The sequence below is a fragment of the Solidesulfovibrio magneticus RS-1 genome (assembly GCF_000010665.1).
GTDB lineage: Bacteria > Desulfobacterota > Desulfovibrionia > Desulfovibrionales > Desulfovibrionaceae > Solidesulfovibrio > Solidesulfovibrio magneticus.
On sequence record NC_012796.1, the window covers coordinates 203,622 to 219,731 of the forward strand.

Annotated in this window: 12 protein-coding genes; 10 read left to right on the forward strand and 2 right to left on the reverse strand. The window is 65.5% G+C overall.

Annotated features, from left to right (window positions below):
- Position 1 precedes the first annotated feature (1 nt).
- The 8 genes from DMR_RS00785 to DMR_RS00820 all read left to right on the forward strand — a co-directional run bounded on the left by DMR_RS00785 (position 2) and on the right by DMR_RS00820 (position 7,521).
- Positions 2 to 838 carry an FAD/NAD(P)-binding protein gene (locus tag DMR_RS00785; RefSeq protein WP_012749777.1) on the forward strand — a complete coding sequence of 279 codons (837 nt, stop codon included), beginning with the start codon at positions 2 to 4 and terminating at the stop codon, positions 836 to 838.
- Between the two features lie 111 nt (positions 839 to 949).
- Entirely contained in the window at positions 950 to 1,441 is a 492-nt protein-coding gene (locus DMR_RS00790; protein WP_012749778.1) for a ferritin-like domain-containing protein, read from the forward strand.
- A 114-nt stretch (positions 1,442 to 1,555) separates the two neighbouring features.
- Positions 1,556 to 2,398 (forward strand): hypothetical protein, encoded by an 843-nt coding sequence (locus DMR_RS00795; RefSeq protein ID WP_012749779.1) that lies wholly within the window; start codon positions 1,556 to 1,558, stop codon positions 2,396 to 2,398.
- A gap of 21 nt (positions 2,399 to 2,419) precedes the next feature.
- On the forward strand, positions 2,420 to 3,856 hold the full coding sequence (locus DMR_RS00800) for a two-component system sensor histidine kinase NtrB (RefSeq protein ID WP_012749780.1): 1,437 nt from the start codon (positions 2,420 to 2,422) through the stop codon (positions 3,854 to 3,856).
- The gene (locus tag DMR_RS00805; RefSeq protein WP_012749781.1) at positions 3,849 to 5,180 is read left to right on the forward strand and encodes a sigma-54-dependent transcriptional regulator; all 1,332 of its coding nucleotides are present in this window, start codon (positions 3,849 to 3,851) and stop codon (positions 5,178 to 5,180) included. Before DMR_RS00800 ends, DMR_RS00805 begins: the two co-directional genes overlap by 8 nt.
- Before the next feature lie 230 nt (positions 5,181 to 5,410).
- Positions 5,411 to 5,737: an HdeA/HdeB family chaperone gene (locus tag DMR_RS00810; protein WP_012749782.1), complete on the forward strand. Its 327-nt coding sequence runs from the start codon at positions 5,411 to 5,413 to the stop codon at positions 5,735 to 5,737.
- 63 nt (positions 5,738 to 5,800) lie between these two features.
- Positions 5,801 to 6,997, forward strand: a complete 1,197-nt coding sequence (locus DMR_RS00815) for a potassium channel family protein (RefSeq protein ID WP_012749783.1) — start codon at positions 5,801 to 5,803, stop codon at positions 6,995 to 6,997.
- Positions 6,994 to 7,521 (forward strand): cyclic nucleotide-binding domain-containing protein, encoded by a 528-nt coding sequence (locus DMR_RS00820; RefSeq protein ID WP_012749784.1) that lies wholly within the window; start codon positions 6,994 to 6,996, stop codon positions 7,519 to 7,521. The genes DMR_RS00815 and DMR_RS00820 overlap by 4 nt, the downstream gene beginning before the upstream one ends.
- Before the next feature lie 70 nt (positions 7,522 to 7,591).
- Here the strand turns inward: DMR_RS00820 and DMR_RS00825 are convergent, their stop codons facing one another.
- Positions 7,592 to 8,845, reverse strand: coding sequence for a hypothetical protein (locus tag DMR_RS00825; protein WP_012749785.1), 1,254 nt, complete (start codon positions 8,843 to 8,845; stop codon positions 7,592 to 7,594).
- Positions 8,846 to 9,078: 233 nt separating this feature from the next.
- Here DMR_RS00825 and DMR_RS00830 point away from each other — a divergent pair, with 233 nt between their 5' ends.
- Positions 9,079 to 11,745 carry a valine--tRNA ligase gene (locus tag DMR_RS00830; RefSeq protein WP_012749786.1) on the forward strand — a complete coding sequence of 889 codons (2,667 nt, stop codon included), beginning with the start codon at positions 9,079 to 9,081 and terminating at the stop codon, positions 11,743 to 11,745.
- A 454-nt stretch (positions 11,746 to 12,199) separates the two neighbouring features.
- Positions 12,200 to 13,399 carry a hypothetical protein gene (locus tag DMR_RS00835; protein ID WP_012749787.1) on the forward strand — a complete coding sequence of 400 codons (1,200 nt, stop codon included), beginning with the start codon at positions 12,200 to 12,202 and terminating at the stop codon, positions 13,397 to 13,399.
- A 100-nt stretch (positions 13,400 to 13,499) separates the two neighbouring features.
- Here DMR_RS00835 and DMR_RS00840 read toward each other — a convergent pair whose 3' ends face one another.
- A complete protein-coding gene (locus DMR_RS00840) occupies positions 13,500 to 15,905 on the reverse strand; it encodes an EAL domain-containing protein (protein WP_012749788.1) in 2,406 nt (801 codons plus the stop codon).
- Positions 15,906 to 16,110: the final 205 nt, after the last annotated feature.

Here is a 16,110-nt window from a genome sequence, read left to right on the forward strand (position 1 = left end):
CATGACCGATCCATTCAATCCCTATCTGCCGGAAGTGGCCACCATCCTGGAGACCGTCCAGGAGACCCACAACATCATGACCTTCCGGGTGCGTTTCGACGACGAAGCCAAGATGAAGGCCTTCACCTTCGAGCCGGGCCAGGTGGGCCAGCTGTCTGCCCCGGGCATCGGCGAGTCGACCTTCGTCATCAACTCGCCCCCCACCCGCATGGACTACCTCCAGTTCTCGGTCATGCGGGCCGGCGAAGTGACGGCCAAGCTGCACACGCTCACGGCCGGCGACAAGATCGGCGTGCGCGCGCCCCTGGGGAATTCCTTCCCCGTGGCCGACATGAAGGGCAAGGACATCGTGTTCGTCGGCGGCGGCATCGGCATGGCCCCGCTGCGCACGCTCTTCCTCTACATGCTCGACAACCGGGCCGACTTCGGCAAGATCCGCCTGCTCTACGGCGCGCGTTCGCCCCTGGACATGGCCTTCTCCGCCGAGCTGCCCGAGTGGACCGGACGCAGCGACATCGAAACCACGCTGACCATCGACCGCGAGGCCGAGGGCTGGCAGCACAAGGTGGGCCTTATCCCCAACGTGCTGCTGGAAATGGCCCCGGCGGCCGACAACTGCGTGGCCATCACCTGCGGCCCGCCCATCATGATCAAGTTCACCCTGGAAGCCCTCAAAAAGCTGGGCTTTGCCGATGAACAGATCGTGACCACGCTGGAAAAGCGCATGAAGTGCGGCATCGGCATCTGCGGCCGCTGCAACATCGGCACCAGCTACGTCTGCGTGGACGGCCCGGTGTACACCTACGCCCAGCTCAAACAGCTCCCCAACGAGTTGTAAGAGCCCAGGACACGACGCACAGCCGGGGGACGACGCAAGTCCCCAATCCGGGGGGACCGGGGGGGATGATCCCCCCCGGCCGCCGGAGGCCTTTTCAAAAGGAGACGCGACATGGCTCGTTTTTTCAGCGCCAGCGACATTGTCGGCACGGCCATCGAGATCGAGCGCCGGGGCCGCAACGTTTACAGCAAGGCGGCGGCTGCCGCCACGAATCCCGACGTCAAAAGCTTCCTGGAGTTCTTTGCCGGCGAGGAAGCCCGCCACCAGGCAATTTTTGAGGCCATGGCCGGGCGCATCGCCAAGATCGAGGTGCCGGCCGGCAGCGATGAGGAAGAGTACATGGACTATGTCCAGGCCCTGCTCGACTCCCACGCGCTTTTCTGCGGCGGAGCCCCCGAAAAGGATCTGGCCAACGCTTCCGATGCCATTGCCGCCATTGAGCTGGCCGCCCGCTTCGAAAAAGACACCATCCTCTACTTCCGGGAGATGATGGACCTGTTGCCGCCGGCCGAGTCCGGCATCGTCAAGCAGTGTCTGGACGAGGAGCGCGGCCACCTGCGCCAGTTGACCAAGATGCTGGCGACCCTTCGTCGCAGCGCCTAACCGTCCGATGCGGGACGCCGGGCCTTGGCCCGACGTCCCGAAACCGCGCGTTTGGGGCCGGCGGCGGGCAACCGCCGCGTCGCCGGCCCAAACGCCAGCCGGGGGAGGACGACCATGTACCACGATGTGTTCGGCTTTGACGCCATGCCTCTGGCCAGCCCCCTGGACAGCGCCCCCGGAACCCGGGCCGCCGAAGCCCTGGAGCAGGGACTGTCCGCCCGATTGCTTGGTCTTGTGCTCGCCTCCGATCTGTTCGCCGCCCGCACGGGTTCGCCCCGCCAGTCCCGGCAAAACGTTCCGGTCGCCGCCTGCTGGCCTGGAGCGGCCATCGCCGTCTCCGGCGAGGCCCTGGACCAGGACGATCTCGACGCTTTTCTCGGCTGTCTGCTGCTGGCCCTGCGCAGCCCCTTGCGCGGTTCGGCCCGTTTTTCCCTGCGCGATCTGGCCCGGCTGATCCGGCCCAAGGCCCGGCGTTTCGACGTCCGCCGCCTGGAACGGTCGCTGTGGCGCCTGGCTGCCTGTCGCCTCAACGTGGAAGAGGCCGGCGGCGGCTACGCCCTGCAGATGCGCCTGCTCGACGCCGTCCTGTGCGACCGCCGGGCCGGGCTGTGCGCCGTGGACGTCGGCCCGCGCGTGCTGGCCGCCTGCGGCGACCCGGAACGCATGGAGCGCCTCATCGCCGCCCGCGCGCCCCTGGCCGACGGCTTTGCCCGCTGGCTGGCCGGCTTCCTGTCCTACGGCCCGGCCGCCCTGCGGTTGGATTTCGCCGCTCTTCGCCGTTTGTCCGGGCTGTCCCGCCAGCCCATGGCCGCCTTCCGGGTCCGGGCCGTGGCCGCGCTGCAGGATTTTCTGGACCTCGGGGCCATTGCCGCCATAGAGTCCGCCGGTCCCGACCGGCTCATCGTCACCCGGCCCGCCGCCAGGGGCGAGGAGCCGGCCTGTCTGCTGCTGTCGTAACGCCAGACCCCATGGAACGGCATGATGTCCGCGGCCGCCGGTGAGGATGAAAAATCCTGGGACGCATCGCAAAAGGCTCCCCAGCGCCTGCGATTGGACCGGCTTGTGCCCGGTCCGGCGCGCACTTTGCCGCTGCGGCGGCTGACCCTGGACGTGCTCCGCGACGGGCGGGAATCTTTCATGACGCCATCGCGCTTGCGCACGCCCCTGCCCAGACGGTCCCCGGAACCCATGGCCGCCGACGTCCTGCCCCATCCGCCAAGCCTTGAGGACCTCATAGGCATCGAGCACAGCAAGCTCGGGTTCTATCAGGAACTGCGCCAGAAGGTCGAAGAGCTCCAGGACGCCCACCAGGAATCGGAACTGCGCCGCCAGGAGATCGCCGCCATCCTCGACGGCATCACCGACGTCATGATGGTGCTCACCAAGGACCTGCGCATCATCTCCGTCAACCACGTTTTCCACGAACTTTTCGACGTGCCGCGTCCCGAGGGCCAGCACTGCTACAAGCTGTTTCGGGCCTCGGCCTCGCCCTGCCCGGAATGCCCGGCCCATCGTTCCTTTCGCTCCAACGCCGTGTGCCGCTGCATGGGCACGTTCAAGATCCACGGCGTCAGCCGGCGCTTCGAGATGGTGGCCTCGCCCATCCACAATCCCGACAGCCCGGAATCGCGCATCCTCATCTTCAAGCGCGACGTCACCCTGGAAAATGAATACCAGGCCAAGTATTATCAGGCCGAAAAAATGGCCACCATTGGCATGTTGGCCGCCGGCGTGGCCCATGAGATCAACAATCCCCTCACCGCCGTCTACGGCCTGGCCGAGGGCATCCGCCGCCGCCTGCCGGCCATCCGCCAGGCCGTGGACGACGACCTCTACGGCGACGTGGCCGAATACACCGAAACCATCCTCATGGAGTGCCGTCGCTGCCGCGACATCGTGCGCTCCATGCTGTCCTTTTCCCGGCCCCACACCCTGGCCTTTTCGCCGGTGTGCTTAAACGAAGTCGTCACCGATACGTTGAACATCCTCAAAAGCCGGCTGGAGGATCGGGCCGCCGCCGGACTTCGCCTCACCGTCAACCTGCACCAGGGGCTGCCCACGGTCCCGGGCGACGAGGCCCAGCTCAAGCAGGTGCTCCTCAATATCCTGGTCAATTCCATGGACGCCATCGAGGGCGAAGGTGAGATCACCATCACCACCCATCCCGAGAACGACAACACCGTGAACCTCTCGGTGGAGGACACCGGCCGGGGCATCCCGCCGGACAACATGGACAAGCTCTTCAATCCCTTTTTCACCACCAAGCCCGTGGGCCAGGGCCTGGGCATCGGCCTTTCCACTTGCTACAGCATCGTGCGCGAACACCACGGGGTCATCGAGGTGGCCAGCGAAGTGGGCATCGGCACGCATTTTACCGTGAAACTTCCCCTCGACAGCGGGCATCCCAGTGAATAGCGCCTACAGCGTCCTTGTGGTCGACGACGAACCCTCCATCGGCAAGCTCCTGCTCAAGGAACTGACCACCCCGGCCCGGGCCGTCCATGTGGCCGCCTCGGCCCGGGAAGCCCGGGAACTCCTGGCCAAGAACGAATATGAGGTGGCCGTCCTCGACATCCGCCTGCCCGACGCCAACGGCCTGGACCTCATGGTCGAATTGCGCCAGCGCCAGGAGGATCTCGAAACCATTCTCATCACCGGCCACGGGGCCATCGACACCGCCGTGGAGGCCATGAAGCTCGGGGCCTTTGACTACGTCACCAAGCCCTTCAACCTGGCCGAGCTGGAACTCTTGATCGAACGCGCCTACCAGCGCACCTATCTGCGCCGCGAAAACCGCCGGTTGCGCCACTTCCAGGGCCAGACCCCGCCGGTGCAGCTGGTCGGCAACTCGCCAGCCATCAAGCAGGTGCGCTACCTCATCGAAAAAGTCGCCCCCACCGAAGTGCCGGTGCTGATTACCGGCGAATCCGGGGCCGGCAAGGAGGTGGCCGCCCACCTCATCCAGACCCTGTCAAAGCGCGCCGACAAACCCTTTTTCATCAAGAACTGCGCCACTCTGCAAAAGGAGCTGGCCCGAAGCGAACTCTTCGGGCATCTGCGCGGTTCGTTCACCGGCGCGGTGGAAAACAGCGAGGGCTTCATGGCCTTCGCCAACAAGGGGACGCTGTTTCTTGACGAGATCGGCGAGCTGCCCATCGAGGTCCAGGCGGCGCTGTTGCGCGTGCTGGAAAACAAGACCTACCGTCGGGTCGGCGAGAAAGAAGAACGCCGGGTGGACATCCGGCTGATTTTCGCCACCAACCGGGAGCTGGTCAGGGAAGTGGCCGAGGGCAGGTTCCACGAGGCCCTGTTTCACCGCATCAACGTTTTTAACATCGAGATGCCGTCCCTGCGCGAACGCCGCGAGGACATTCCGCTTTTGGTGGAATTTTTCCTCTCCCGCCTCACGGCCGGCCAGGCCCCGTTCCGCATCTCTGACCGGGCCATGAAGTGCCTGACCAGCTACGACTGGCCGGGCAACGTGCGCGAGCTGCGCAACGTCATGGAGCGCTCCATCATCCTGTCGGAAAACAGCCTCATCACCGAACACGCTCTGCCGCGCGAATTCCTGGAGCCGGCCCGGGCCGAGGAAGAAATCCTGACCCTGGAGGCCAAGGAGAAGGAGCACATCGCCAAGGTGCTCAACTTCTACGACAACAACCGGTCGCTGGCGGCCGAGGCCCTGGGCATCTGCCGCAAGACGCTCTATCGCAAGATTCGGCAGTATAATCTCTTCTAGGTCGTCGCGGCGCGCCGGATTTTTTTGCCTCCGGCGGCCGTGGGCCTGAGGCCCCCGGCCCCCCCACATGGGGAAAGGGGTTAAGGGGGGCGGTCGGCGATGGCGCACGGACGCAAACGCCGTTGCCTCTGGCGGGGCGGCGGCAGTTGCGCTAGGCTGGTCGTCGTCCGTCGGCATCGGCCCGGCCCGTTCGGCGCGCCCGTGCTTTTATCCCAACCGTCGGAGGCTCCATGCATACCCTTCGCGCCTGCGCTCTTGCCTTGGTCCTGTGTCTGGCGGCCGCTGCCCCGGCCTTGGCCAAGAAACAGCAACAACCCCAGAACATCGACTTCGGGGCCGTCACCTGCAAGGAATTTATCGCCGAGATCGCCGCCGGCGACGAGGAATCAGCCGGCATCATCCTCATGTGGATCGACGGCTATTTGAGCGGCGTCTCCGGTGACGCCGTGCTCAACTGGAAGAATCTGGAAGCCTTCTCCGGTTCCCTCATGGAAGCCTGCGCCAAAAAACCCGGCAAGAAGGTTCTGGATGTGGCCAAGGACATCGGCATCAACTGATCCGCAACGGCCCGCAAACGCGGCGCGGGGTCCCAGGCCCCCCGCCGCGCCGGCCCACCGCCCGTGAACGCCCCCGCCGCCTTTCTGCGCCATCTGTTCGCCTCCACCCTGGCCACGGCCACGGCCCTGGTGGCCGCCATCCTGCTGTTGGCCAGCCTGGGGTTCTATTTCGTCGAACTGCGCGACACCCCCGGCCGGACCCTGTTCGACGCCCTGTGGTGGGCCATGACCACCCTGTCCACCGTGGGCTACGGCGACATCGTGCCGACCACCGTGCCAGGCAGGCTCATCGGCATGGGCATCATGGGCGCGGGTATCGGCATCATGGCCGCCCTGACCGGCAACCTGGCCTCGGCGCTCATTGAACGCCGCAACCGCAAACGCCTGGGGTTACTGCCCGTGAAAACCGCCGGACACAGCATCGTGCTGGGCTACAACGCCCATGCTCCGGGGCTCGTCAAGGCCCTGGCCGCCGCAGCGCCGCCCACACGCGGCCCGGCCGTGGCCCTGGTCGCCCCGCTGACTCCCGAAGCTTTTGCCGAACTGGCCGCCGACCTCGACCTGGAGGAACGCCTGACCTTTTGCCGGGGCAACCCGGCCCAGGAGACCGTCGTGGCCCGGGCCGCCCCGGCCGCCGCCCGGGCCGCCTACATCCTGTCCCAGGACGGGCTGTCGCCGGAGGAAGCCGACCAGCAAACGCTCCTCACCGCGCTCACCTTCCGCGGCCTGGCCCCCAAGGTCCAGCTCTATGCCGAGGCCCTGCTTGAAACCAACCGCAAGCACCTGGCCCGGGCCGGCGTGGACGTGACCCTGGTGCGCGGCGATCTGGCCGAGCGCGCCCTGGAAACCATGGGCGAGCACCCGGCCCTGTGGCATTTTCTCGAACGCCTGCTCGGCACGTCCGGCCATCGGGCCATGCGCGCCCGGGCCATGAGCCACGACGAAAAGGCCCTGCGCTGGTCGGCCCTGGTCGGCCATGCCCTGGCCGCTGGCGACGGCCTGCCCGTGGCCGTTTTTCGCCTGCGCCGCGACATCACCATCAAGGAGCTCCTGGACGCCGATTCGGCCCTGGACCAGTTCATCCTGGAAATGTTCGCCGCCTACGGCCAGGAAGGCCGCCTGGGCCGCCAGGGGCCGGCCGTGGCCGTCAATCCCGGCGACGGCCTGGATCTGGCCGATTTCGACGGCCTGATCCTGCTCGAAACCCAGGCTCCGCCGGCCAAGGCCCACGCCCCGGCCGGCGACGGAGAACAGCCGTGAACGGCGAGGCCCTGAAAAAAGCCGCCCTGTTCGCCGGCCTCAGCGACGACGAACGCGACCGGCTCATGCCGGCGTTTGCGCCCCTGTCCCTGGCCGCCGGCCAGGCGGTCATCGTTGAAGGGCAGCCCGGAGACGACATGTTTTTGCTCACCTCCGGCCGGGTGCGTGTGAGCAAGGCCATGTTGCTTAAGGGCATCGTCGCCCCGGGACTGGACGGCACGGCTGCCGAAAAGACCCTGGTGGAGCTTTCCGACGCCCAAAGCCCCTTTTTCGGCGAGATGGCGCTGCTGGACCGCGATATCCGCTCGGCCACCGTCACCTGCCTGACCGACTGCCGCTTTTTGCGCATCGACCGCGACGCCTTTTTCGCTTGCCTCCAGGCCCATCCGGCCCTGGGCGTCAAGCTGCTCACGGCCCTGGCCAAACGCCTGGCTGGACTCGTGCGCAAAAACAACGTCGAAGTGGTCAAGCTCACCACCGCCCTGGCCCTGGTTTTAAGCCGGCGGGGGGCGGAGAGAAGGTAGGGGGATAAGAGGAAGAATGCCTCCGGCGGCCGGGGGCCTGAGGCCCCCGGACCCCCCGAATGGGGAAAGATCAGGACAGCAGGCGCAGCAGCAGGGCGTCGAGGGTCGCGGCCAGCTCGCCGCACAGCCCGCCGCCGCCGGGCGAGGCCCCGAACAGCTCCCGCCGCTCGGCCGCCAGCCCCGGGTCGGCCCCGGCCCGGCGCTCCACCAGGGACAAGGTGATCTCCAGCCGCTGGGCCGGGAAAAACACCTCCAGCCGCCGGGCAAAGGCCGCCGCCCGCTGGGCGAAATCCGGCCCGGTCTGCCGCCAGTAGGCCACGGCCGCCTCCGTCGGCGGCAGGGCCGAGGCCCCGGCCAGCAGGGCCGAGAGGTTGGACAGCGAAAATCCCGGCATCCCCGGCCGCCAGCCCAGCAGCCAGTCGCTGCGGCGCATGAGCAGCCGCGCCTCGATGCCGGCCGCGATCACCGATTCGATGTCCCGCCGGGCCGCCTCCAGATGGACGTCGGCAAAACGTCGCGCCTCCTTGGCCGGATGCCAGGCCGGCACCAGCCGCCCGCCGATTTCCCCGTCCGGATCGAAAATCCCCAGCAGATGGGCCAGCCAGGCATTGGCCTGGGGCGAATCCGGCGTCTCCAGATGGGCGTGGGACAGCACGTAGCGGCCATGGCCGAACGCCCCGGCGATGACGCAGGCCCCGCCGTCCAGAAAAGCCGGGGCCAGGGTCAGGCCGAAGCGCTCCTGGCAGGCCCCCAGCAGCGCCCCGGGCATGGCCCCCAGGGCGATGTCGGCCAGCATGAAATCCTCGCCCGGACCGGCATAGGCGGCCACCACCGCCGCCCCGTCGCCGTCGCTCGCGCCCGGCGGCGGCACGAAGCCGGCCGGCCACCAGACCGGGGCCTGGAAATCCTCGGGCAGCCCCGCCGGCAGATACGGCGAGGCGGCGTCGCCGCGAAGCCGCACGTGGCCGCTGGCCAGATGTTCCAGACGGTCGGCGAAGGGCCGGCGCGTCCAATCGCAAAGGCCCAGGCCGGCCTCGTGGGAGAGCGCCAGGCCGCAGCCGCCACAGACTCCGAAATACGTGCCCCCGCCGGCCACGTAGTCGCGCACGGCCCGCTGTCCGGCCTCCCCCAGAGCCGCGAACTTGGGCCGGGAAAATCCGCCCGGCACCAGAAGCGCCTTGGGCGGGTCGGCGGCCAGTGCGCCGCCGGCCACTGCGGCGCAGGTCACGGGGCGGCACGGCGCGCCCAGGGCGGCCAGCCCCCGGCACAAAAGCAGCCCCCACACATGGGCATGGTCCCACAAAACAGCGAATGGCGCGGTCATGGCCCTGTCCTACAACCTCGGCCGGCCGCCGGCAAGAAGCGCCTTGTATTTCAAGGGGCCGCGCAGTATTGGGGCCTATCGTCAGCCACGCCGCCAAGGTGCGACGGCTTGGTCGGGAGCGGTGCGCGCCCCGGCCGGCCGTCCCTGCCGTCGGCTCGTGACATTGCGGCCGAACTTTTGTATCCAGGGCCGCTTGGCGGCGCATTGCGCCGCAGCTATTTCAAGGAGCGCATATGACCAGCGAGGCCCTTTCCAAGGGATATGAGCCGGCCGACGTCGAGGCGAAATGGATCGCCTACTGGCAGGACGAAAAGACCTTCACTCCGGACCCCGACGGCCCGGGCGAACCCTATTCCATCGTCATCCCGCCGCCCAACGTCACCGGCGCCCTGCACATGGGCCATGCCCTCAACATCACCATTCAGGACATCCTGTGCCGTTACCACCGCCAGCTCGGCCGCAAGGTGCTGTGGGTGCCGGGCACGGACCATGCCGGCATCGCGACGCAAAACGTGGTGGAGCGGTCCCTGGCCGCCGCCGGAACCTCCCGCGAGGAACTCGGCCGCGAGGCCTTCATTGAGCGCGTCTGGAAATGGCGCGAGGAGTACGGCGGCAAGATCCTCAACCAGATCAGCCGCCTGGGCGCGTCCGTGGACTGGAGCCGGGAACGCTTCACCATGGACGAGGGACTGTCCAAGGCCGTGCGCGAAGTGTTCGTGCGTCTTTATGAAGACGGGCTGATCTATCAGGGCGACTACATCATCAACTGGTGCCCGCGCTGCCACACCGCCCTGGCCGATCTGGAAGTGGAATACGCCCCGCACATCGGCAAGCTCTACCACATCCGTTACCCGGTGGAAGGCACGGACCAGTTCGTCACCGTGGCCACCACCCGCCCCGAGACGCTCCTTGGCGACACGGCCGTGGCCGTGCACCCCGAGGACGAGCGCTACAAGGACGTGGTCGGCAAGTTCGCCATCCTGCCCCTGGTCGGTCGCCGCATCCCCATCATCGCCGACGCCTACGTCGAGCGCGAATTCGGCACGGGCTGCCTCAAGGTCACCCCGGCCCACGACATGAACGACTTCGAGCTGGGCCGCAAACACGGGCTGGACGTCATCGCCGTCCAGGACGCGGCCGGGCGCATCAACGAGAACGCTCCCGAGAAGTACCGGGGCCTGGACCGGCTGGCCGCCCGCAAGGCCGTGGTCGAGGACCTCAAGGAACTGACGCTGCTCGACGATATCCGCGACTACGAGCACAACGTGGGCGAGTGCTACCGCTGCCGCACGGTCATCGAGCCCTTCGTGTCCAAGCAGTGGTTCGTCAAGACCGGCCCCCTGGCCAAGGTGGCGCGCAAGGCCGTGGAAGACGGCCGCACCATCATCCTGCCCGACCAGTGGACCAAGACCTATTACGACTGGCTCGACAACATCCGCGACTGGTGCGTGTCGCGCCAGATCTGGTGGGGGCATCGCATCCCGGCCTGGACCTGCGATTCCTGCGGCGAACTCATCGTCTCCCGCGAGACGCCCACCGCCTGCCCGGCCTGCGGCGGCTCGCGCCTGACCCAAGACCCCGACGTCCTGGACACCTGGTTCTCCTCGGCGCTATGGCCCTTTACCACCATGGGCTGGCCCGATCAGACCAAGGAACTGGCCACGTTTTACCCCACCTCGGTATTAAGCACCGCTTTCGACATCCTCTTTTTCTGGGTGGCCCGCATGATGATGATGGGCCTGCATTTCATGGACGAAGTGCCGTTTAGGCACGTCTACATCCACGCCCTGGTGCGCGACGCCGAGGGCCGCAAGATGAGCAAGTCGCTGGGCAACGGCATTGATCCCCTGGCCATGATGGAGCGCTACGGCACCGACGCCCTGCGCTTCACCCTGGCCGCCTTCGCCGCCATGGGCCGCGACATCAAGCTGGCCGAGGAGCGCATCGAAGGCTACCGCCACTTCATCAACAAGCTGTGGAACGCGGCCCGGTTCGCGCTGATGCACGTGGCCGACGGCGCGCCGGAGATGGAGTTGTCCCAGGCGGCCAAGGCCGGGCTGTGCCACGCCATGATCCTCTCGCGCCTGGAGCGCCTCAAAGGCACGGTGTCCCGGGCCATCGAGGGCTACCAGTTCAATGAGGCGGCCCAGGAGCTGTACGGCTTTTTCTGGCGCGAATTCTGCGACTGGTACCTGGAAATGGCCAAGGTGGACCTGGGCGGCGAGGACGAGTTCAAGAAGGGCGCGGCCAAGCGCGTGCTTTTGACCGTACTGTCCGAGACGCTCACCCTCATGCACCCCATCGTGCCCTTCGTTACCCAGGAGATCTGGAGCAAGCTGCCGGGCATGGCCGAACCCAACCTGGCCAAGGTTCCCTATCCGCCGCTGCGCACCGAACTCATCAGCGACGAGGCCGAGGCGGCCATGGAGCTGCTGCGCTCGGTGGTGGTCGGGGTGCGCAACATCCGGGCCGAGCTCAACATCAACCCGGGCGTGAAGCTCACCGCCCTGGTCCATGCCGAGGATGCCGCCCAGGCCGCCTCGCTGACGGCCAACGCGGCCATGATCAGCTTCCTGGCCAAGCTGGAACGCTTCGAGGCCGGCCCGGACGTGGCCGCGCCCAAGGCCTCGGCCTCGGCCGCCTGCGGCTCGTGCGCGCTTTTCGTGCCGCTTTCCGGCGCGGTGGACTTCGATGTGGAGTTCCTGCGCCTGTCCAAGGAAGAAGTGAAGACGGTCAAGGAACTGACCGTGGTGGAAAAAAAGCTCGGCAACGAGGACTTCGTGTCCCGCGCCCCGGCCGAGGTGGTGGCCAAGGAGCGGGAGAAGCAGGACGCGCTGAGCGAACGCTTGGCCCGGCTGCGCGAGCTCAAGGACCGCATCCGCAAGCTCATGGCCGAATAGGCCGGCGGCGGGCTTTCGCTGAAATAACAAGGCGGGCGGCTCCGGAAGGAGCCGCCCGCCTTGCTTTTGCCCGCCGGGCTTCCGCTTGGGAAACAGCGGTCCCTGCGCTCCATGTCCAGGAGGGAAGGGTTCGCCATGCGGCGGAGCTCCCAAGGACCAGCAGCGGCCAAGGTCGCCCTCCCCCATGTCCGCCTTTGGTGTCCCCCCCGCATTACTTCTTGCCAATTTTTCAAGCTTTTCGGGTATAAAAGCAATAAAAGAATATACTATAATAAATTGAAATTTGTCTTGCCGTAGCAATCGATATGTGCAAACATATTTCCTGCCGGCGTTAATGCATTCTCCGCTTAAATTTCCCTTTGAAATCTCCAGGGGCGCAACGCGAGGCTAGGTAAACACGTGCCCGGCATGCTCGCCTCCCGAGACCCACGGAGTTCACACAGGAGACAACACAATGAGCACGCAGCGAGTATTCTCCGTCTGGACCATTACAATTACCGCGGTGGTGACGTTTGTCATTTCGGGCATTGGCGGATCATTGTTCAACGAGTACTTAAAAAGGCCAAAGCCTGAAGTCGTAGTCACCTCCATAGGGTTTACTGGCGGCCAGCAATACATTGATATAGGAGAAGAACTTGTCATATTGACAAGAGACAACCCATGGTCAGAGTCTTTTGAGCGTTATCAAACATATAGCAGCCTAGAAAAAAGCTATGAAAATATGCTCAGAATGAAAAAAATGCTTGAAGCAGGCATCGAGAATGTGAAGTCCTGGACGTCGCACAATCTAGGAGGGTCCAGGCAACAGCTATCTTTAGACGAAATATTAAAAACACCCCTATGCAATCTTGAAATAATAGGGAGCTTGCTGATTGGATCTATTATCCGTGAAGAAGTGTCAAGTCCGCCCATAAGCCTTGAACGGCTGCGCGCGACGGAGTTAGTCACCAATATAGACAATGACGGTGATCGATGGATGATCTATCTAAAAAGACAAGTTACTAACTTCCCGTACAAGAGGTGCAAGACCAAACATGCTCTGAACATGGTCGAATGTCTCGCCAGAAGCTTTGCTTGTGGCTCGGTAGCGAACATCGCGCACTTCATGAACGAGTATCAGACTATTGCCTATCGTGACCTTGATGGTCTCAACCGCACAATCTCCGGGGTCGAGAAGGTTTTGCTCCCAAAGTCGCATATCTCCTTGTCCGCACTGGTTTACAATTCCGGGTCCACGGCGTTGACGGTCAATCCCTACATGGGGCTCAAATTTGAGCATGAAGACTTGAACGGCACGGAAACGATCCTTGCCGTTTCGAAACGATTAAACAACGGCCACGCGACGGGTGAACGGGACGAGGGGAACGACAGTGAAGGGACTTCCGTTTATGTCGAGCCCTTTCTTCCCAAAAAAGCCGAGGGGGACTACCTCTTTGTGCCACCAAACTCCGAAGTCCGGTTCGAGCTGGAGAGCGTTGAAGCGATTGGAGGGGAGCACGGCAAGAGAATCAAAGACTTATTTTCCGCCAACGCGTTGCGGTGCAAGCTTATCGCCCAAACGGACAATGGCGGCCTGCTCGTTTCTTCGTCGGTCATCTTTGGGCGAAGTGTTTCAAAAGCGCAAAAAGATAGCCTTGCCAATGTCCTTCGATAGTCGTTGGTTGCCCTGAGCGCCGCGACGGTCAGGCGGCATCCTCGCCTGGGCGGGCGAGATCATCCGGCAGCGTTATCGCTCCGACAACTGTCGAACGTTGCTATGCCTCCCGAAGCATCCGTTCCACGTCCTCCTTGCACACCGGCCGCGAAAAGAGAAATCCCTGGCCGGCCTCGCAGGCAAAGCCGGTCAGCACGTCGGACTGGGTCTCCAGCTCCACGCCCTCGGCCACCACGTCCAGGCCCAGGCTGTGGGCCAGGGCCACCACCGCGCCCACGATCTTGCGGTTCTCGCTGGTGTCCAGGTCGCTGACAAAGGCCCGGTCCACCTTCAGGGTGTCGATGGGGAAGCGCTGCAAATAGGACAGCGACGAATAGCCCGTACCGAAGTCGTCGACGGAAAGGCGCACGCCCAGGGCCTTGAGGCGTTTTAAGCGCAGGATGGACACTTCCGGGTTGTCCATGATCACCGTTTCGGTGATTTCGAGCTTGAGCGCCCTGGGGTCCATACCCGTGTCGCGCAGGATGCGCTCCACATCCTCGACCAGGCTCGGCTGGGACAGCTGTTTGGCCGACAGGTTCACGCTCATGGACATGCCGGCCGTCTCGGGGAAACGGGCCTGCCAGGAGGCCATGGTGCGGCAGGCTTCGGTCAAGACCCACAGCCCAAGGGGCACGATGAGCCCCGTATCCTCGCACACCGGGATGAATTCCCCGGGCGGCGCGATGCCCTTGCCCGGCCGCCGCCAGCGCACCAGCGCCTCGAACCCCGTGACCCGCCGGTCGCGCAGGGCCAGGATGGGCTGGTAGTCGAGATAGAACTCGCCGCGTTTCAGCGCCGCGCGCAGATCGCTTTCCAGGTCCATGAGCCGGATGGCGTCTTCGAGCATCCGGGTGTTGAAGACCTTGAAGCGGTTTCGCCCCTCGTCCTTGGCCCGGTGCAGGGCGATGTTGGCGTTTCGCAGCAGCTCCTCGGGCTTTTCGTAGATGGCCGGGCTGACCACGATGCCCATGGAGGCCGAGACGTGGACGTCGTGGCCGGACAGCGGAAACACCTCGCTCATGGCATCGCGGATGCGTTTGATGATGCGCACCACTTCCCGGTAGGAGCCGGTCTCTTCCAGGACCACCACGAACTCGTCGCCGCCAAGCCGGGCCACGGTGTCCAGGCTGCGCACGCAGTCGCGAAGCCGCCGGGCCACGCTTTCCAGCAGCCGGTCGCCCACATGGTGGCCCAGACTGTCGTTGACGATCTTGAAACGGTCGAGGTCGAGGAAAATGACGGCGTACTGGTAATTGTCGCGCCGTTTGGAGCGCTCCAAGGCCTGGCGGATGCGGTCCAGGCACAGGCTGCGGTTGGGCAGGCCCGTCAGGGGATCGTGGAAGGCCATGTGGGCCAGCTGGCTTTCGAGCTGCTTGCGGTCGGTGATGTCCGTGACGATGCCGCCGGCCAGCCGCCGGGATTCGTCCAGGCCCATGGGAAACAGCGACACAAGCAGGGTCTTGTCCTGGCCGCCGATGGCGAAGGTGGTTTCCTTTTTCACCGGCTCGTTCCAGGCGATGACTCGGGAGGCGTCCCGGACCAGGGAGGCGGCCAGCTCCTGGGGCAGCGCGTCCGACAGCGGCGTGCCCGGTTCGGGCAGCCCCGGCAGCCCGAACATGCGGGCGGCGCTGGCGTTTAAAAACCGCAGTCGGTCCTCGGCGTCGATGACGCAAAAGCCCTCGGCCGAAAGGCCCAGATCGATTTCCGGCACGTCGGGTCGCGCCCCCTGGATCTGGCAGGGCCGCACTTCGAGAAGCACCTGGCCGACCCCGGCCGCGTCGGGCAGGGGCGAGGCGGCCACGGCCGCCGGGAACACCCCGCCTTCAGGCCGCAGGCCGCTGAGACGCACATGGCCGGCCTCGCCGTTGGCGGCGGCGTCGATGACGGAAAGCAGCGTGGCCGCGTCGCGGGCGGCGAAAAAATCCTGGGCCGGCTGGCCCCGCAAGGCGTCGGCGCAGTGGCCGAACAGGCGGGTGGCGGCCGGATTGACGTCGGCTATGGCATTGTGGCCATCCACCAGACAAAGGGGGGTGGGCGAGGCGGCAAAAATGGCCCGGGAGCGCGCTTCGCTTTGGCGCAGCGCCTCTTCGGCCCGTTTTCGGGCCAGGCTGCTCTCGATGGCCACGATGAGCGCCTGGCTGTCGATGGGCAGGGGCAGGCAGCAGCAGGGCGGGGACTTCTTGAGGCGCGCGGCGAGGCCGGGTTCGCCGCCCGGAGCCAGCAGGATGACCGGGATGCCGTGGCCTTCGCGCAACAGCTTGGCCGCGTCCAGGCCGTCGCAAGCGCCGGTCAACAGCAGCTCCAGCACGGCGATGTCCGGCCGAAGCCGGTCCACGGTCTCCAGGGCCTCGCGGCAGGAAGCCGCCGGGCCAACGGCCTCGTAGCCATGCTCGCCAAGCAGGCGGGCCAGGGCGTTGGCCGAGGCCTGGTCCTTGTCAACGATGAGGATGCGGGGTTGCGTCATTATGCCCCCTTGGCCGGGCGCGCGGGCGCGACCGACTTCGTCCACCGCTATTTCCAGTGGTTGGACGATACGCAAGGCGGTTACGATACGCAACCATTGCCGTTGCAGTCATGTGACGCAATGGGCGTTGCGCCGCGAATTTCTTTTCGGAATGAAATCAATACGGTTTTCGTGGAAAATACCATCGTCTTTCCACGGAACGCAA